This window comes from Sphingobium sp. KCTC 72723 (assembly GCF_014280435.1).
In the GTDB taxonomy this organism is placed as follows: Bacteria; Pseudomonadota; Alphaproteobacteria; order Sphingomonadales; family Sphingomonadaceae; genus Sphingobium.
In genome coordinates, this window is record NZ_CP060388.1 from 2,441,464 (window position 1) to 2,459,336 (window position 17,873).

Annotated in this window: 19 protein-coding genes; 10 read left to right on the plus strand and 9 right to left on the minus strand. The window is 63.7% G+C overall.

Going from position 1 to position 17,873, the window contains the following annotated elements; genetic code table 11:
- Positions 1 to 75 precede the first annotated feature (75 nt).
- The 5 genes from SPBM01_RS12115 to SPBM01_RS12135 all read left to right on the plus strand — a co-directional run bounded on the left by SPBM01_RS12115 (position 76) and on the right by SPBM01_RS12135 (position 3,892).
- Positions 76 to 615, plus strand: a complete 540-nt coding sequence (locus SPBM01_RS12115) for a nuclear transport factor 2 family protein (RefSeq protein WP_262504139.1) — start codon at positions 76 to 78, stop codon at positions 613 to 615.
- 125 nt (positions 616 to 740) lie between these two features.
- Positions 741 to 1,493 (plus strand): SDR family NAD(P)-dependent oxidoreductase, encoded by a 753-nt coding sequence (locus tag SPBM01_RS12120; RefSeq protein WP_188062063.1) that lies wholly within the window; start codon positions 741 to 743, stop codon positions 1,491 to 1,493.
- Between the two features lie 25 nt (positions 1,494 to 1,518).
- The gene (locus SPBM01_RS12125) at positions 1,519 to 2,319 is read left to right on the plus strand and encodes an SDR family NAD(P)-dependent oxidoreductase (RefSeq protein WP_188062064.1); all 801 of its coding nucleotides are present in this window, start codon (positions 1,519 to 1,521) and stop codon (positions 2,317 to 2,319) included.
- A 71-nt stretch (positions 2,320 to 2,390) separates the two neighbouring features.
- On the plus strand, positions 2,391 to 2,966 hold the full coding sequence (locus tag SPBM01_RS12130) for a TetR/AcrR family transcriptional regulator (RefSeq protein WP_316725873.1): 576 nt from the start codon (positions 2,391 to 2,393) through the stop codon (positions 2,964 to 2,966).
- A gap of 80 nt (positions 2,967 to 3,046) precedes the next feature.
- Positions 3,047 to 3,892: a TauD/TfdA dioxygenase family protein gene (locus SPBM01_RS12135; RefSeq protein WP_188062066.1), complete on the plus strand. Its 846-nt coding sequence runs from the start codon at positions 3,047 to 3,049 to the stop codon at positions 3,890 to 3,892.
- Positions 3,893 to 3,960: 68 nt separating this feature from the next.
- On the opposite strand, the gene SPBM01_RS12140 is transcribed toward SPBM01_RS12135, so the two are convergent.
- Genes SPBM01_RS12140 through SPBM01_RS12170 form a run of 7 tightly spaced genes read right to left on the minus strand, consistent with a single transcriptional unit; the run spans position 3,961 to position 10,045 of the window.
- A complete protein-coding gene (locus SPBM01_RS12140) occupies positions 3,961 to 4,272 on the minus strand; it encodes a type II toxin-antitoxin system RelE/ParE family toxin (protein ID WP_188062067.1) in 312 nt (103 codons plus the stop codon).
- Positions 4,273 to 4,275: 3 nt separating this feature from the next.
- On the minus strand, positions 4,276 to 4,533 hold the full coding sequence (locus SPBM01_RS12145; RefSeq protein WP_188062068.1) for a type II toxin-antitoxin system ParD family antitoxin: 258 nt from the start codon (positions 4,531 to 4,533) through the stop codon (positions 4,276 to 4,278).
- A 53-nt stretch (positions 4,534 to 4,586) separates the two neighbouring features.
- Positions 4,587 to 5,918, minus strand: a complete 1,332-nt coding sequence (locus SPBM01_RS12150; protein ID WP_262504140.1) for an aromatic ring-hydroxylating oxygenase subunit alpha — start codon at positions 5,916 to 5,918, stop codon at positions 4,587 to 4,589.
- 18 nt (positions 5,919 to 5,936) lie between these two features.
- The gene (locus SPBM01_RS12155) at positions 5,937 to 6,704 is read right to left on the minus strand and encodes an enoyl-CoA hydratase/isomerase family protein (RefSeq protein WP_188062070.1); all 768 of its coding nucleotides are present in this window, start codon (positions 6,702 to 6,704) and stop codon (positions 5,937 to 5,939) included.
- Position 6,705: 1 nt separating this feature from the next.
- Positions 6,706 to 7,962, minus strand: a complete 1,257-nt coding sequence (locus SPBM01_RS12160; RefSeq protein ID WP_262504141.1) for an acetyl-CoA hydrolase/transferase C-terminal domain-containing protein — start codon at positions 7,960 to 7,962, stop codon at positions 6,706 to 6,708.
- Positions 7,959 to 8,864 (minus strand): HpcH/HpaI aldolase/citrate lyase family protein, encoded by a 906-nt coding sequence (locus tag SPBM01_RS12165; protein WP_188062071.1) that lies wholly within the window; start codon positions 8,862 to 8,864, stop codon positions 7,959 to 7,961. The genes SPBM01_RS12160 and SPBM01_RS12165 overlap by 4 nt, the downstream gene beginning before the upstream one ends.
- 14 nt (positions 8,865 to 8,878) lie before the next feature.
- Positions 8,879 to 10,045: an acyl-CoA dehydrogenase family protein gene (locus tag SPBM01_RS12170; protein WP_188062072.1), complete on the minus strand. Its 1,167-nt coding sequence runs from the start codon at positions 10,043 to 10,045 to the stop codon at positions 8,879 to 8,881.
- 182 nt (positions 10,046 to 10,227) lie between these two features.
- Here SPBM01_RS12170 and SPBM01_RS12175 point away from each other — a divergent pair, with 182 nt between their 5' ends.
- Positions 10,228 to 11,397, plus strand: coding sequence for a CaiB/BaiF CoA transferase family protein (locus SPBM01_RS12175; RefSeq protein WP_188062073.1), 1,170 nt, complete (start codon positions 10,228 to 10,230; stop codon positions 11,395 to 11,397).
- Positions 11,398 to 11,675: 278 nt separating this feature from the next.
- Positions 11,676 to 13,073, plus strand: coding sequence for an aromatic ring-hydroxylating oxygenase subunit alpha (locus SPBM01_RS12180; protein ID WP_188062074.1), 1,398 nt, complete (start codon positions 11,676 to 11,678; stop codon positions 13,071 to 13,073).
- A gap of 41 nt (positions 13,074 to 13,114) precedes the next feature.
- Here SPBM01_RS12180 and SPBM01_RS12185 read toward each other — a convergent pair whose 3' ends face one another.
- Positions 13,115 to 14,029 carry an acyl-CoA dehydrogenase family protein gene (locus tag SPBM01_RS12185; protein WP_188062075.1) on the minus strand — a complete coding sequence of 305 codons (915 nt, stop codon included), beginning with the start codon at positions 14,027 to 14,029 and terminating at the stop codon, positions 13,115 to 13,117.
- On the minus strand, positions 14,029 to 15,174 hold the full coding sequence (locus SPBM01_RS12190) for an acyl-CoA dehydrogenase family protein (RefSeq protein ID WP_188062076.1): 1,146 nt from the start codon (positions 15,172 to 15,174) through the stop codon (positions 14,029 to 14,031). Before SPBM01_RS12190 ends, SPBM01_RS12185 begins: the two co-directional genes overlap by 1 nt.
- Positions 15,175 to 15,290: 116 nt before the next feature.
- Here SPBM01_RS12190 and SPBM01_RS12195 point away from each other — a divergent pair, with 116 nt between their 5' ends.
- The 3 genes from SPBM01_RS12195 (at position 15,291) to SPBM01_RS12205 (ending at position 17,843) form a co-directional block, all read left to right on the plus strand.
- Positions 15,291 to 15,611: a Rieske (2Fe-2S) protein gene (locus tag SPBM01_RS12195; RefSeq protein ID WP_188062077.1), complete on the plus strand. Its 321-nt coding sequence runs from the start codon at positions 15,291 to 15,293 to the stop codon at positions 15,609 to 15,611.
- 91 nt (positions 15,612 to 15,702) lie between these two features.
- Complete coding sequence (locus tag SPBM01_RS12200; protein WP_262504142.1) at positions 15,703 to 16,896, plus strand: acyl-CoA dehydrogenase family protein; 1,194 nt, start codon at positions 15,703 to 15,705, stop codon at positions 16,894 to 16,896.
- On the plus strand, positions 16,893 to 17,843 hold the full coding sequence (locus tag SPBM01_RS12205) for an acyl-CoA dehydrogenase (RefSeq protein ID WP_188062079.1): 951 nt from the start codon (positions 16,893 to 16,895) through the stop codon (positions 17,841 to 17,843). The genes SPBM01_RS12200 and SPBM01_RS12205 overlap by 4 nt, the downstream gene beginning before the upstream one ends.
- Positions 17,844 to 17,873 lie beyond the last annotated feature (30 nt).

Sequence of the window (17,873 nt, forward strand, 5' to 3'; positions counted from 1 at the left end):
TCAGGCGGCAGGGCGTGGCCCAATCGCCGGGCCGATATTGCGCCGTCGCGATGGTGGCAGGCGGCCGGACTTGCGATGAACATCATCGTCAAAATCACAGGAGAGGCGAAGATGGACGCATTGGCGCAACTGGTCGCAAAGGACGCGATCCGTGAACTGGCGCAACTTTATGCGCGCGGCATCGACCGCAAGGACGTGGCCCTGCTCAAAACGCTATACACCGCCGACGCGATCGACAATCATGGGCCATATTCCACCGGCCCAGTCGCGCGCTACTTCGCCTTTCTGGAACAATCGCTGCCACACATGCATATCGGCAGCCACCATATCTGCAATCACCTGATCAGCGTCGATGGCGACCGGGCGACAGGTGAAGTCTATGCTATCGCCTGGCACTTGATCCCCGATGGCAAGGGCGGCTTGGCGCATGATCTGCAAAGCGTGCGCTATGTCGACAACTACCGCAAGGAAGGCGGACGGTGGCTGTTCGCGCAGCGCGATGTCGCGTTCGACATGAAAATGCTGCTGCCCGCCGCCGACCATGGCGATCAGCCCGACCCGCTACAGGACGTCACCTATGCCGTGCTGCATTCCACGCTGTTCGCGCGCCATTGAACCGCGCGGCAGCTTCGCGGAGGCGATCTAAATCGGGCGTGCTTGACAGGGACAAGTCCCAAGTTGATCACCTGTTCAAACACAGATCAGGTTCGCATGGACCGGACGACAGGAAGGATTTTGCGATGACACGCTCTCTCAACGGCAAGGTCGCGGTAGTGACGGGCGCGGGTTCGGGCATCGGCCGGGCCATCGCCATCCGCCTGGCCGAAGATACCGCGAAGATCGCCATCTGGGACATCAACGCCGAAGGCGCGGCCGAAACCGCGCGACTGGTCGAGGCGGCAGGCGGCACCGCCATTGCCCTGACCGTCGATTGTTCGGACAAGGCCGCGATCCACGCGGCGGCACAGGAAACCCGTGCGAAATTGGGTCCGGTCGCGATATTGGTCAACAATGCCGGGATCGCGCCCTTCACCCCGTTCATGGATATTGACGATGATCTGTTCGACAAGGTCATCCATATCAACCTGCGCGGTCCCTATCTGCTGACCAAGGAAGTGCTGCCCGACATGCTCGCCGCTGGCTGGGGCCGGGTGATCAACATCACTTCTTCCTCGGTCCAGTCCGGTTCCTTTGCGCAGGGCCATTATGTATCCTCCAAGGGCGGCCTGATGGGCATGACCAAGGCGCTGGCGCTGGAATTTGCGGCAAGCGGCGTGACGTTCAACATGGTGCCGCCCGGCTTCATCGACACGCCGATGCTGCGCGCCGCGCCGATCGACGCCGACGCCTTTGCCCAGACGCTGCCAATGAAGCGCATCGGCAAGCCGGAAGATATTGCCGCTGCCTGCGCCTATCTGGCGTCGGAAGAAGCCAGCTATATCACTGGCCAGACGATCAGCACCAATGGCGGCCGCTATATGGGATCGCACTGAGGGAGCGCGGGAAAGGACAGCGTCCATGCGGCTGGCGGGCAAGGTCGCCATCATCACCGGCGCGGCGGGCGGCATGGGCGAAGCGGCGGCCCTGCTGTTCGCGCGCGAAGGCGCAAAGGTCGCTGCCGTCGATCTGGATGAAAGCAAGGTCGCACCCGTCGTCGAAGCGATCCGCGCGGCAGGGGGCATGGCAATCGCCATCGGCGCGGATGTCAGCAACACGACCGACATCCTGCGCATCGTCGCCCGGACCGAGGCGGAACTGGGCCTGCCCACGATCCTGTTCAACAATGCGGGCGTCGATACCGAAAACAAGCAATCGATCCTGACCATAGACGAAGATGCTTTCGACCAGTGCATCGCCGTGAACCTGAAAAGCGTCTGGCTGATGATCAAGCATGTCGCCCCGCGCATGATCGCGGCGGGCGGCGGGTCGATCGTCAACACCGCCTCCATTGCCGCGTCGATCGTTGCAGGCACGGTCGGCTATTGCGCGTCGAAGGCTGGCGCGGTGGCGATCACGAAAGTCGCGGCGGTCGAACTGGGGCGGCACAATATTCGCGTCAACGCGCTCTGCCCCGGCGCGACCGAAACGCCGATGGCCAAGCATCAACGGCAGGCAATGGAGAAAGCGGGCCTGCCCACCTCCAGCGTGCTGATGGACCGGATGGGCGTGCTGGGCCGGATGGCGCAGCCGGAGGAAATGGCGATGATGGCGCTGTTCCTGGCGAGCGACGAGGCGAGTTTCGCCACTGGCGGCATATTCAACAATGACGCAGGCTGGACCGCGATGAGCGGCATATCGGTGCAGGATTTCGCCCGATGAGCGTCCCGGTGGCCTCACCGCCATCCGTCCAGCGCCCTTGCGCACACGCCAGCGGCACCTATGGTCGCCCGATGGTCCAGAAACGTCGCATCGGGGCGGAAAGCTCCGAAACCCGCGCCCGCATTATCGATGCCGCCGAACAGGTGATCCGCGATGAAGGCTATGCCGCCGCCAGCAGCCGCCGGGTCGCGCTGCGCGCCGAATTGCCGCCGTCGCTGGTCCATTATTATTTCCCGACCACCGACGACCTGTTGCTGGCCGTATTCCGGCGCGGCGCGGAACAGAGCGACGCGATGATCGAACAGGCGCTGGCCAGCGACGATCCGGTGCGGGCGCTGTGGCGTTTTTTCGCCGATACCAGCCGCACCGCGCTGGCGATGGAATTTGTCGCGCTGGCCAATCACCGCAAGGCGATCCGCGCCGAAATCGCGCGCCACAGCGAAGCGATGCGCGCACGCCAGACGCAATGCCTAGAACAGTTGCTGGGCGATCGGCTGGCGCAGCGCGGCGTCAGCGCGGCGGGCCTGAGCCTGCTGCTGGCCAGCGCCGGGCGCGCGCTGGTGATGGAGGGCGGACTGGGCGTCAACGCGGGCCATGCCGATGCGCGTCAGGCCGTGGAACAATGGCTGGACGATCTGCTGGCTTAAAAAATGAGATATGTTGACTTTTTTTTCGCGCCATGCTGAACATGTGTTCAAACAACAGGCAAGACTGAGGAGAGTCGGACATGGCAACCACCGCGATCACGCGCTTCGCGCATGAAGAGATCAAGCCGAATATCGGCAGCCGCATCCTGAACAGCAAGGCAGAGTTGCTGGCCGGCGACCTGGGTCCGCAGATTCGCGAATTGCTGGAACAGCGCGGCGTGCTGGTATTCCCCAAGATCGATTTTGACGATGACGAACAGATTGCCTTCACCAAGACGCTCGGCACATTCGCGCCGGAAATGCAGGACGGCACGAACCACAAGATCCACAAGATCACGCTGGACGTGAAGGAAAACCCGCAAAGCGCCGAATATCTCAAAGGATCGCTCTACTGGCATATCGACGGCACGATGAACGACACGCCGATCCTGGCGTCGTTGCTGTCGTGCAAGGTCAAGGCGACATGGGGCGGCAATACCGGATTTTGCAACACCTATGCCGCCTATGAGGCGCTGAGCGACGAACAAAAGGCCGAATATGAAAAGCTGCGCGTGATCCATTCGGTCTGGGCGACGGTATTTTACTATGAACCCGAACCCAGCCTGGCCAAGATTCAGGGGATGCAGCGGATCGGCGAGAATGAACTGCCGCTGGTGTGGAACCACAAGTCGGGCCGCAAATCGCTGGTGCTGGGCTGCACCGCGCATCGCGTATTGGACGTGACGCCGATGCGGAGCGCGGAGGTGCTGGTTGGCCTTCGCGAATGGGCGACGCAGGAAGAATTTAGTTACAGCCATGACTGGAGCGTGGGCGACCTGGTGATATGGGACAATACCGGCACGATGCACCGCGCCGAAGCCTATGACCCCGCCTGCAACCGCATGATGCACCGCACCAAGTTGCAGGGCGAGGAACCGTTCGAATAAGCGCCTATGCGGAAAATAGGAAAGCCCGCCGCCAGCGATGGCGGCGGGCTTTGTTATGCCGGACCATATCAGGGCCGATCGTCGCGGAAACGATCCATCTGATGCATCCGTTCGTGCAGGATCGTGACGATCCCGACCGTGCCGTCCGGCAAGAGCCGCCAATATATATAATGATGTTCGAACCGGCGATAATAGCCGTCAACGCCAAAGTCGGCCGGGATCGCCCGCCATGGCACGGCGCGCGTTGCAATCCTGTCAAACTGCGCAAACAAGGCGCGCATATAGCGATCCGCTTGTTCGTCCCCCCAATTTTCGCGCGTGTAAACGTAGATTTCGTCAAGACGGCGACCGGCCGCTTCCTGAACCCGGACCGCAGTCACGCCTCAAACGCGGAGATTGCGGGCAATGACGGCGTCGGCATCCAATGGTTGATAGGTGATGTCGGGTGCAGCAAAGGCGTGCGTCAATTCCGCTTTCAACCGGTCGAAGCGGTCGGCCTCCACCCGTTCCTTGTCGCGGCGAATGAGGTCGCGGACATATTCGCTGACATTGTCATAGGCACCGACGTCGCCGACATTGGCGGCGACGAATTCGCTAAGCGCGCCGCTAACACGGACGTTGAGGGTCATGGGCTTGGACATCGCGCTCCCTTCCTGTCCTCAATATAGGGGATATCAAGGACAGGGCAAGCGCGTCAGTCGATCGGTTGCGGCGCGCCGGTTGCCATATAGCGCGCCAGATTTTGGTGCAGGCTGGCGACCGATCGCTCCATATAGGGGTTGGGCTGGGTGCCGCGAAAGCCGATATTCTTCATGCCCTGCTGGACGGCGGCCATGTTGGTGAAATCCTGTTGCAGGACGGGGGGCCATTCTTCGGGCTTTGTATATTCCCATTGTGTCGCGGGCGCTTCGCCTTCGGGAAACAGCTCATAGACGGCTGCTTCGAAAATGCACTTGTCGGGATCGCCCTGATAGGGACGGGCGGAATAGCAGAGCATGTTGTTGACGGCGTGGCCGATCTGGAAATTCGGGAATATCTGCCAGGCGGTGCCGCTCTTTGCGGTATGGGACGGTTCGACCACGGGCCAGATGACGCCACGCCGTGCGTCGTCGGCGCGGGCGGTGGCGAGCCAATGCTGCAACACCTGCGGCGCGGGGGTGCCTGCGGGCAGTTCGTCCTTCAGGCGGGTGGCGGCATTGACCAGCGTCATCGTCGTGTTGGTATTGGCATTTTCCCAGGTGAAGAGTTGCATTTCCGCCGTGGAGAGGCGCGGGTCTTCGCCTGAGCCGATGCGCAGCTTGGCCTGATTTTCGTCCATATTCTTGGGCGCGTCATAGCCGATATTGCTGTGCAGCCCATGTTGACGCGCCCAGCCGCGAAATTCGCCGAAAGCGTTGAATTCCGGGTGGGTGGTCTGGACATGATAGGTTTCGCTGAACGCTTCCATCGCGACTTTCCAGTTGCAGTCGAAAATGATCCATTTGCGCCAGCGGTAGCGCATATTCGCAAGGCCGAACGGGTCGAGCATGTCCGGCACCACGCCCAGATAGTCGGCGAGCGATCCGCCGTCGGGATCGAGGCTGATCCACGCCCAGCCGCCCCAGCTATCGACGCGCACCTTGCCCAGCGCGGTGCGATCCGCCGTCAGCTTTCCCTGCCAGTCGTCCTGATGGTTGACGAAGGTGCATTGCCCGGTCCTGTCGAACGTCCAGCCGTGAAAACCGCAGATCATGCTGGTGCGGTTGCCGCGCGCGTTGCGGGCGCCGGGCGGCGTGTCGATCAGGCGGCGACCGCGATGGGGGCAGACATTGTGGAAGGCGCGCAGTTCGTCCGGGCCGGTGCGCATGACGATGACCGAGTCTTCGAGAATGTCATAGGTGACGAAGTCGCCGACATTGGGAATGTCCTCCAATCGGGCGGCCTGTAGCCAGACCTTGCGCCACAGCCGGTCCTGTTCGGCGCGGGCATAGGCGGGCGAGACATAGGCTTCGACCGGGACGGTGACCGGCTTTGTCAGATCTGTCATAACATCCTCGCTTGTCATCTATTTGCCCTGCCATTGAGGCGAGCGTTTTTCGGCGAAGGCGCGCGGGCCTTCCTGCGCGTCCTCGCTCTGGTAGGTATATTCCGAAGCGGCGCGGGCTGCTTGCAGCGCGGCGGCCCGGCCCATTTCGGTCGCCAGCATCACCGTGTCGCGCCCGGCCTTCACCGACAAAGGCGCGCCGTCGAGTATCTCCGCCGCCAGTGCGATTGCCGTGTCGAGCAGCGCGTCCGGTTCGGCGATGCGGTTGACGAGGCCAATCTCATAGGCGCGCTGGGCGGTGATGGGTTTGCCGGTCAGAATGATTTCCATCATGATCCGTTGTGGGATCATGTGAATGAGTGGCGCGGCCCAGGGGGAGGAGCGGCCGACCTTGACTTCGGTGATGGCGAAACGCGCCGTGGTGCTGGCGACGCACAGGTCGCAAGCCTGCGCGATCATCCAGCCGCCCGCGAACGCCACGCCATTAACGGCGGCGATGGTCGGCTTGGTCAGTTCCACATTGTCATAGGGCAGCGGGAACATGGCGCGCGGCGGGACGGTCATGCCGGTTTCGACCATTTCCTTCAGGTCGCCGCCCGCGCAAAAAGCTTTATCGCCCTCCCCGGTCAGGATGGCGACGCGCAGGGCCGGGTCGGATTCGAACCGTTGCCATGCCGCGCGTAATCCTTCGCGGACTTCATGGCTGAGTGCGTTGCGCTGGTCGGGGCGGTTAATCGTCAGGATGGCGATGCCGTCGGGGCGGGCTTCGAAGAGGATGGCGTCGGTCATCTCAAAATCCCCTTTGCGCGATGATGTGGGCGGCCCGGTCCAGTTCCTCGCGGAAGTCGGGATGGGCGATGGCGATCAGGCGGCGGGTGCGTTCGGCGAGGCTTTGCCCCTTGAGTTCCGCTGCGCCATATTCGGTGACGATCACGTCCGCGTCGGTGCGGGCGGTCGTGACCGGGCCGGAAAGTTGCGCGACGATCTTGCTGAGCGTGCCGCCCCTGGCCGAGGCCGATAGCGCTATGATCGAGCGACCACCGGGCGATCTTGCCCCGGCGCGGACGAAATCGACCTGGCCCCCGGTGCCGCCCAGATAGGTGGCTCCCGATTGTTCGGCATTGACCTGTCCGGTCAGGTCAACCTCCAGCGCGGAGTTGATGGTGACGAGGCGGGAAAGGCGGCCGAGGATCGCGGCGTCATGGGTGTAGCTCGTCGCGCACATGTGGATGGCGGAGTTGCGATGCGCCCAGTCGTAGAGGCGCTGCGTGCCGATGAGCGCACCGTTGATCGAGACGCCGGGGTCGACTTCCTTGCGGGCGTTGGTGATGACGCCGGCCTCCACCAGATCGACCAGGCCATCGCCCAACATGCCCGAATGGACGCCCAGATCGCGCCGGTCGTGAAGCAGGCGCAGAATCGCGTCGGGGACGGCCCCTACCCCGGTCTGGATCACTGCGCCGTCGCCGATATAGGTGGCGCAATGACGGGCAATGGCTTCGTCGGTCGGGCCGATGGCAGCGGGGGCGACCTGAACCGGCGGGCGGTTGACATGGATGGCGACGTCGATGGCCGACGCCGGGATGGTTTCGCCCGGCGTGAAGGGGACCGCTGCGTTGATTTCGGCGATGACGACCCGCGCCTTGTCCACGGCGGCGCGGACATAATCGCTGATCAGGCCGCAGCTATGATTGCCATGTTCGTCCGCCGGGCTGACCTGAATCATCGCGACGTCGCAGGGGATGATCCCGCCGGTGATGAGCGGGCCGACCTGGCTGACATGGACGGGGATGACCTGCAATGCCCCCGCCTTGGTCATGGCGCGCAACGCGCCGATCGCGCCCATGCTGGACAGGGCAAAGCTGTCGGTGGTGGCGGGGGTGAAGAGGCCGGAGAAGCTGGTGGCGATGAAGGCGGAGAGGCCGGGAATGTCCCGGCCCTGTTCGATCAGCGCCTGCACAAGGCTGGTCGGTTCGCCGCAGGCCTGCCCCAGGACGATATGGTCGCCGGGCTTTAAGTAGACAGCAAGATGGACAATGGGTGTCACTGACCCACCTGTTGTAACAAATGTTTGGCCCGGCTGAGATAGGGGCGGTCGAGCATACCGCCCTTATAGCCGATCGCGCCGACGCCCGGATTTTGTTCAAATATTTCAACGATTTCGTGCGCCTGATCAATTTCGTCCTGCGTCGGCGTGAAGGCCGTGTTGATGACGTCCACCTGCGCGGGGTGAATTGCCAGCATCCCGCGATAGCCATCGCGTCGCACCTTTTCCGCGCGCACTTTCAGGCCGTCGAGATCGCGGAAATCGCCCTGAATCGTTTCGATCGCGGTGACGCCAGCGGTGGCCGCGCCCAGCAGGCACATGGAGCGCGCCAGTTCATAGGTGAAGCCATAGCTGCCATCGGCATTACGGTTGCAGCTGGCGCCGATCGAGTCGGCCAGATCCTCCGCCCCCCAGGTCAGCGCGACGACGCGCGGCGCGCCTTTATAATCGCCGGTGTGGAACATGGCCTGCGCAGTTTCCGTCACCAGCACGATCAGCGGGGTGGAGCCTTCCGCAATGCCATTAGCGACTTCGAGCGCGGACAGATAATGGTCGAGCCGCTCCACATCCTGCCGCCCATAGACTTTGGGCAGCATGATGCCGCCGGGCCGCGCGGGCATGATCGCGGCAAGATCCAGCAGCGTATAAGGCCCGTCGAGCGGATTGACCCGGACCCAGAGCCGTTCATGGCCCGCCGTGCGGCTGGCGAGAAAGTCGTGGACGAGCCTGCGCGCGAGCGGCTTGTTTTCGGTCGTGACGGCATCTTCCAGATCGAACAGCGCGATGTCGGCGGCGCTGTCGGCAGCCTTGGCCATCTTCTTTTCGCTGTCGCCGGGCGCGAACAGCCAGGAGCGCATCCTGATCGAGAGGGTGGCCGGGGTCGATGGGATGGGCGTGGACATGATCTTCTCTCCGGTCAGTAGGATTTGGGCAAGTCCAACACTTTTTCGGCGAGAAAGTTAAGGATCATGTGCGGGCTGACCGGCGCGGTGCGCGGAATCAGCACTTCGCGCAGTAGCCGTTCGACATGATATTCCTGCGCATAGCCCATGCCGCCCAGCGTCAACATGGCGGTATGGCACGCTTCGAACGCGAATTCGGCGGCGAGATATTTGCCTGCGTTCGCTTCGATGCCGCAATCCTCGCCTTTGTCGAATTTGGTCGCGGCCTGCATCACCATCAGGTTCGCCGCCTCCAGTTGCGCCCAGCATTTGGCGAGCGGGTGCTGTATGCCCTGATTCATACCGATCGGCCGGTCGAACACTATGCGTTCGCGGGCATAGCGCGCCGCGCGCGCGATGGCGTTGCGGCCGATGCCGATCGCTTCGGCCCCCAGCAATATGCGTTCGGGGTTCAGCCCTTTGAGGATGATGCGGAAGCCCTGCCCCTCTTCGCCGATACGGTCTTCTTCGGGAATGAAAAGATCGTTGATGAACAGCATGTTGGAGCCGACGGCGTGGCGGCCCATTTTGGGGATCAGCCGATGTTCGATTCTATCGCGATCCAATTTGGTGAAGAATAGCGAGAGGCCATGGGTCTTGTTCTGCACATCTTCGATCGGGGTGGTGCGCGCGAGCAGCATCATCTTGTCCGCGACATGGGCGTTGGTGATCCAGATCTTCTCGCCATTGACGCGATAGCCGCCATCTTCCCGCACGGCGCGGGTTTTGAGCTTGGTCGTGTCGAGGCCAGTATTGGGTTCGGTGACGGCAAAGCACATTTTTTCCGCGCCCGACAGGATCGGCGGAATCATCCGCTGCTTCTGTTCTTCGGTGCCAAACAAGGCGATGGGTTCCAGGCTGAAGACCGGGCCGTGAATGGTGGACGCGGCGGTCATGCCGCCGCCCGCTTGCGCCACCGCCTGCATCATGATCGCCGCTTCGGTGATGCCAAGGCCAGCGCCGCCGACCGATTCCGGCATGGCCACGCCCAGCCAGCCCGCCTGCGCCATCGCGCCGTAGAAATCGACGGGGAATTGGGCGTCATGATCGCGTGCCAGCCAATATTCGTCGCTGAACGCGCCGCATTGGGCCAGCACGGCATCGCGAATATTCTGCTGGTCGTCGGTAAAGGCAAAATCCACGTTTCTGGTCCCGCTTGCCGCACGTTGGCGGCGCTCATTTTGAGCCTTCGGGGTATCAGCGGGGGTTGGGGCGCACAATCGAACCGCCGCCGCGCGCCCGACATATCGGTGGGGCGAAGTGGTTGGCCATGGCGTCGGCGCGTCCCTTGTCCTAGCCCGATGGCATGGAACAGGAGAGTGAAATGGGCGAGCCGAAGGGGCATGGCGGGCCGCTGACCGGGGTGCGGGTGGTCGATCTGACCGCGATGGTATTTGGTCCCTATGCCACGCAGATCATGGCCGACATGGGCGCGGACGTCATCAAGGTGGAGCCGCCGGGCGGCGACCAGACCCGGTTCATCAATGGCGGCAATGCGCCGGACCTGGGCGGCGTGTTCACCAACGTCAATCGCGGCAAGCGCAGCATCGTGCTGGATTTGACCCAGGAAACGGACAGGCAAGTGCTGCGCGGCCTGATCGCCACTGCCGATGTGTTCATCCATTCGATGCGGGGCAAGGCGATCGCCCGGCTGGGGTTCGATTATGCGGCGGTGAAGGCGATCAAGCCCGACATCGTCTACACCAATTGCTATGGCTATAGCCGTCGCGGGCCGGAGGGGGACAAGCCGGCTTATGACGACACGATCCAGGCCGAATGCGGCATCCCGCATTTGCAGGCGCTGATGACTGGCAAGCCCGATTTCATGGCGACGATCATCGCCGACAAGGTGGCCGGGCTGACCGGACTATACGCCACGATGATGGCGTTGTTCCACCGCGAACGCACCGGCGAGGGACAGGAAGTGGAAGTGGGCATGTTCGAAACGATGGCCGCGTTCATGCTGACCGAACATGCCAGCGGCGCGATGTTCGATCCGCCGACTGGCCCTGCCCATTATCACCGCGTGGTGGCGCGCAACCGCAAGCCCTATGCGACCAGGGACGGCCATGTCGCCGCGCTCGTCTATAATGACAAGCATTGGAACGCCTTCATCGGTGCGGTGCAGCCCGAATGGGCGAGCGAGGAGTTTGACAGCCTGCCCAAGCGGGCGAAACAGATCGACCGGGTCTATGGCTTGCTGGGCGGAACATTCGCGCAGCGGACGACGCAGGAATGGCTGGATTTGCTGGAAAGCCTGCATATTCCCGCCGCGCCATTGCGCACCACCGACGAGCTGTTCGAGAATGAACATCTCAACGCCATCGGCTTTTTCGAGACGGTGGAGACGGAGCATGGCGCGGTGCGCTTTCCGGGGGTTCCGACATGGTTTTCCGCGACGCCGGGGAAGGTCGCGGGCGGTGCGCCGGGGCTGGGCGCGCATGGGGATGAAGTGCGGGGGGAGATAGGAGCGCTGGGTGACGCTTCATTGTAACGGTGGGACAGTCTCACATCACTGCCGTTCCAATATCTCGTCATGCTGAACTTGTTTAGCTGCGCTGGCCTGCGGCTCAGCATCCATCATGCCCCAAAATCATCTGCTCGTGACGAGAAATGGATCCTGAAACAAGTTCAGGATGACGATGGCGGATAGGTGTGGGTTATCGCCATTCCACCGCCACGGCGATGATGCGCGCCGCCCGCCCGATCCGTCTTGAACGGCCATCCCCAGCCTTTACCCTTCGCCCTTAGACAGACAGCGGACAGGGTGACATGGCAGAGGATTTGGCAGCGACGACATCGGTTCCGTTCGAGATTACCGACCCCGAACGCATCCCCACGCCGCGCTATTATGACGAGGGTTTCTACAAGCGCGAGTGCGAGCAATTGTGGCCCCATGTGTGGCAGATGGCGTGCCGGGTCGAGCAGGTGCCGGAGATCGGCGACTGGATCGAATATAGCAACCTTGGCCAATCGGTCATCATCGTGCGGACCAAGGACGGCATCCGCGCCTTTCACAATGCCTGCCGCCATCGCGGCGTGCCGCTGACCGAGGGGAGCCATGGCAATTGCAAGGGGAAGGGCTTCATCTGTCCCTTCCATGGCTGGCGCTGGAATATCGAGGGGAAAAACAGCTTCGTCTATGGCCGCCATATGTTCAGCGAGGGGCAGTTGGGCGAGGACGACCTGGCGCTGCGCCCGTGCCGCACGGAAATAGAGATGGGCTGCGTGTTCATCAATTTCGATGATGATGGGCCGGGGTTGCGGCAGCAGCTTGGGCCGCTGGCGGCAGGGCTGGACGCTTACAATGCCGATTCCATGCGCGCCGAATGGTGCTTTGCCACGGTGCTGCCCGCCAACTGGAAGATCGCGATGGAAGCCTTCATGGAGGGCTATCATGTCATGCGCACCCACCCGCAATTGCAGCAGAAGGTGCCGATCCTCTACAATATGATGTATGGCATGGACACCGGCGGGATCGGCGTGCCGATCAACCCCAATCGTTCGATGCGCGACAATATCGTCGATCAGGTCGACCATCTGCAATTGTTGAGCGATGGCATGGCGGGCATGTGCCATGCCAAGGACGTGGCCGTCGCGCGCACGCTGATCGACGTGGAATTGCCCGACGATCCGGGGCAGGCGATCATGCAATGGTTCGGCACGCTCAACCATTGCGTGACGCAGGCCGGGCTGGCGCGGGGCGAACCGGCGCCCGACCTCAATCACATCGCGGTCAATACGCCGGTGAAGGCAGTGGAATATATCTTCCCCAATTATTTCCTGCTGCCCTTCCTGTCGAGCATGGCGGCATACCGCATCCGGCCGCTGGGACCGGAAAGCTGCCTGTTCGAGCTATGGTCGCTGACCCATTTCGCGCCGGGGCAGGAACCGCCGGTGGTGATGGATGCGGTGATGCTGCCCTATGACAGCGACCAGTTCCCGCAAATCCCGCGTCAGGACTATGGCAATATCCCGATCCAGCAGAAGGGGCTGCACGCCAAGGGATTCGATTTCATGCGGCTGTCGAAGGATATTGAGGGGCTGATTTCCAACTATCAGCGGATCATCGACGGCTATCTGAAGGGCGTGGAGCCGGAGAAATTGAGCGCGGCGACGCAGAAGCTGGCGGGGAATTTCGACGGGCCGATACTGGATCTGGGGTTTTAGGCCCATCTGTTCCCCGGCGAAGGCCGGGGAACAGTGATTTTCTAACCCCAAAGCGTGTCCGCCGCCGCCAGTGCCTGCCCGCCGCGTCCACGCAGGTCGCCGATCAAGGCTTTCAGGCGATAGGTCCACAAATGGAGCGGATGTTCCAGCGTCACGCCCATCGCGCCGAAAAATTGGTGGAAGTCGTAGACGGTGGCGCGGGCAGATTCCTGGGCGTGGAGCGCGGCGAGCGCAGCGTCGCCGGGGTCGAGCGTCGCTGCGGCTTTGAGCGCCAGCCAGCGGACGCCATTGGCGCGCACCTGCGCTTCGGCGAGGCGATGGCGTAGCGCCTGGAAGGTGGCGAGTGGGCGGCCGAATTGCTGGCGGTCAGTGACATGGGCGACCGTGCTGTCGAGCGCGGCGGCGAGCAGGCCAGCGGCTTCGGCGGCGAGCGCGATGCGCCAGCGGGTGAGAATTTCGCTGGCGGGGACGGCGTGCGCGGTGCGGTCCGCCGGGACTTCGAGCAGCGTGGCCATGGGGTAGCCGTAGAGGGATTCGGGTTCGGCGCGGACCTGCACGGCGGTGGCGGTGAAGGTCGAAACGCTGGAGGGTCCGACGAGCAGCACGGTCGCGCCTTCGCACAGGAAGCGGATGGGGCGCGTCGTGCGGCTTTCCTCCACCAGACAGAGCGGGCGCGGGAGAGCGTCGCCCAGCAGCGGGCGGATGAGTGCGCTGGCGGCGGCTTCGACCGTTTGCGGCAGACGGGCGAGGCGTTCGACCACCAGCGCGGCGGAGACTGCGCCAAGATCAGGATCGAAACCGATGTCGAGGAAGCCGCCTTCGGCCAGATCGCGGTCCAATTGCGCATCGGGCAAGGCAAAGCCAGCATCATGCAGCGATGCGCCCGCATAGGGGCGAGTCAGCGTGTCGATCGCGTCGAGGATCGCGACCTGATCGTCGGTAAGGGACAGGTCCATCAGCGCGGCTCCCGTGGCAATTTGAGGACGTCGGTGGCGATGATGTTGAGCTGGATTTCCGCAGCCCCCGCCGCGATGCCCGCAACGATGCCGCGCTGGTGGTGCATCTTGAGATAGGGGTGCGCGTCGGCGAGCGCTTCGGGCAGATATTCGACTATGAACTCGCACACGCGCCGTTCAGCCATGACCGTGGCGAAGCGGGCGGAGCTGGATTCCGCGCCAATCGCTTCGCCCTTCGCGCGCCGATCGACAATGGCGTAGCTCGCCATGCGGGCCGCTTCGATCAGGGCGGCGGCATGGGCGGCTTCGATCTTCACCGCTTCGCCGTCGAACGCGCCCTGCGCTTTCAAAACGGAAACGGCGCGGTCGAGCGCGGCGCGGGCCAGCGCGTAACGCGGGATGCCCAGCCGTTCGTTGGTGAGCGAATAGCCGATAATCTCCCACGCCTGCCCTTCGTCGCCCAGACGCGCGGTGACGGGGACGGTCACGTCATCGAAAAACACTTCGTGAATGTCGCCTTCGCCGATCAGCGAGGGGATTTGGCGGACGGTGATGCCGGGCGTGTCCATCGGCACGAGCAGGATAGAAATGCCGCGCTTGCGGTCGTCGCTGGTGCGGCAGACGAGGAAGCAGGTGTCGGCAAGGCCCGCATAGCTGGTCCAGATTTTCTGGCCGTTGACGCGATAATGGTCCCCGTCCCGTTCCGCGCGCGTGCGCAGCGATGCGAGGTCGGAGCCGGAACCGGGTTCGGAAAAGCCCTGACACCAGAGCGCCTTGCCCGCTGCGATGGGGGGCAGATAGCGCGCCTGTTGATCGGGCGATCCGTAGCGGATCAGCGTCGGGCCGATCCAGTTGACGTTCATATATTGGCCGCCGCGCGGTTCGCCCGCGATCCACATTTCTTCGGCCAATATGGTCTGGTGCCATGGGTCCAGCCCCTGCCCGCCCAGCACGACCGGCCAGTGCGGAATCAGCAGGCCTTGTTCCGCCAGCGTGCCGCAGAATGTTTCGGCATAGCGGGTGAGCGCAGGCGAGGCCGGGCCGTGTTGCGAGAAACGCTCCCAATCGTCGGGCAGCGTGTCGGCCAGCAGCGCGCGCAGCCGGTCGCGGAAGGCGGTTTCCTGATCTGTCCATGCAAAGTCCATGGGTCCGTGATTAAGGGATGCGGCTGGGCGAGAATAGACGGCCGCCCAAGAGAACGCCCCGGTGATATGGCACGGGCGGGCTTGGACAAGCGCGGCGCGGCGGTAAAAATGGGGCCATGGATATGGACGATGCCCGCTTCACCCCCCTGTTGCCGCTGGACGCCGTGCCGGACGGCAGCGTTCATGCCGTGGAGGCGGGCGGGCGGTCGATCATGCTGTGCCATTTTGACGGGCATATCCATGCGCTCGATAATCTGTGTTCGCACGCGCAGGAGCCGCTGGCGTGCGGGCGGATGCGGCTGGGCTGGATCGCCTGCCCCGCGCATGGCGCACGGTTCGATCTGGAAACGGGAGAGGCGCTGACCGGCCCGGCGCGCGACCCCATCGCGACCTATAGGGTGCGGGTGGTGGACGGGATGATCGAAGTGGCGCTGTAGGCCATCGCCTTGGGGATATTGCCGCACGCCCCCTTGCGCCGAACCGCCCAAATGCGGCCTAGCTGATGCGTAATTAGTGGAGGCACGGGACTTGAGCGACGCACTGGACGGCTTGCGGCAGGAGGTGCGCGAATGGCTTGCCGTTCATGCGCCGGTGGACTGGCGCGCGCGCAGCACGAGCGAAGCGGCGTTCCTCGACCTGCAACGCAGCTGGTTTTCGACGCTGGCCAAGGGGAGCTATGCGGTGCCGCACTGGCCCGCCGAGTGGCCGGGCGGCGGGCGGTCGCTCGCCGAGCAGAAGGTGATTTACGAGGAGTTTGCGCGGGCCGATACGCCGCGCCTGCTGCTGTCCTTCATGTCCACTTATCATGCGGCATCCACTTTGTTCGAATGGGGCAGCGCGGAACAGCAGCAACGCTATATCCCGCGCATATTGGACGGTGAAATCTGGTGTCAGGGCTTTTCGGAGCCGGGCGCGGGGTCGGATCTGGCGGCGCTGCGCACACGCGCGGAGCGGAAAGGCGACGTCTATGTCGTCAACGGGCAAAAGCTGTGGTCGACCATGGGCCAGTTTGCCGACCAATGCCTGCTGCTGGTGCGGACCAGCAGCGACGGCGTGAAGCAGGCGGGGCTGACCTATTTGCTGCTGGACCTGAAAAGCCCCGGCGTGACCGCGCGGCCGATCCACCAGATTCATGGGGATGAGGAATTTGCCGAAATCTTCCTCGATAATGTCGAAGTGCCAGTGGCCGACCGGCTGGGCGAGGAAGGGCAAGGCTGGGCCGTGGCGCAATCGACCCTGTCGTCGGAACGGGGGCTGACGCTGCTGGAACTGAGCGCGCGGATGCGCGGGGCGATGTGGCGGATTGGCGATCTGATCCGCGCGAACGGGCGACAGGATGACGCCGGCGTGCTGCGCGATTTCGGGCGGCTGGCGGGTAAGGTGGATGCGACCTGCGCGGTGGCGGACCAGTTTCTGGCCAATCGCATCGCGGGCGCGGAGCAGGTGGGTGACGCCTCCATCGTCAAGCTGGCCTATGCGCGCACGTTGCGGGATTTTACGTCGCTGGGGCTGCGTGTCGGCGGGCTGGACGCGCAATATCATGCGCCGATCACCTTTGGCGGGGGGATGGAAACGGGCAACTGGATGGCCGATTTCATGAACAGCTATGCCTGGACCATCGCGGGCGGCAGCGACGAGGTGCAGCGTAACATCATCGCCGAACGGCTGTTGGGGATGCCGCGCGAACCCAAAAACTGGGTGCTGAAGGAGGGCGCGGCATGAGCATGACGCGGAACGAGTTGCAGGATGCGGCGGCCAAGGCTTTCGGCGGGGGCGACCTGGCCCCCGATGCGACGCAAAGCTGGACCCTGATCGCCGATATGGGATGGCTGATGATGGCCGTGCCGGAGGATCGGGGCGGGCTGGGGCTGGGGCGTGAGGCCGTGGGCGTGATCCATCAGGCGCTGGGGCGGACTTTGGTGGCCGGGCCTGCGATCGCGCAGATGCTGGTGATCGAGGCGCTGAGCGTGGCGGGCGGGCAGGACGATCTGCTGGGCCGGGCGATGGCGGGCGAAGTGATGAGCGCATCGCTGGCCGAGGGGCTGAGTGCGGTGCCGGACGCTGACCGGGCGAGCCATGTGTTGCGAGTCGAGGCCGGGCGCGTGGCGTTGCTCCCCATGGCGGGGCTGGCAATCACGGCGCGGGCGACGTGGGACAAGACGCGGCGCCTGTTCGATGTCGATGCGGGCGATGCGGCGGGCATCGTGCTGGCAAGCGGCGATGCGGCAACGGCGCTGGCGGATCGGCTGTCGGCGTTGCGCAGCATTGCGCTGGCGGCGGATTGTATCGGCGGGGCGGACGCGGCGCTGCGCCTGACGATCGACTATCTGGAAACGCGGCGGCAGTTCGACCGGCCGCTGGCGCTGTTTCAGGCGTTGAAGCACCGTGTTGCCGATATGAAGACGGCGCTGGTCGCCGCCGAGGCTTTATTCTGGGCGCGGGCGGGCGACGACGCGGCGGATGCGGTCACGATGGGCGCGATGAAGGCCCATGCCGCCACCGTCTATCGCGCCATCGCGGAAGAGGCGATCCAGCTGCATGGCGGCATTGGCCTGACCATGGAGCATCCCTGCCACCTGTTCCTGAAACGCGCGACTTTGAACGCCGTGCTGGGTGGGGATGGCGACCATTGGGACGAAGCGGCTGGACGACGGATGCTGGCCGCCTGATCGCTTTGAAAATGTGCATTCGCACATTCG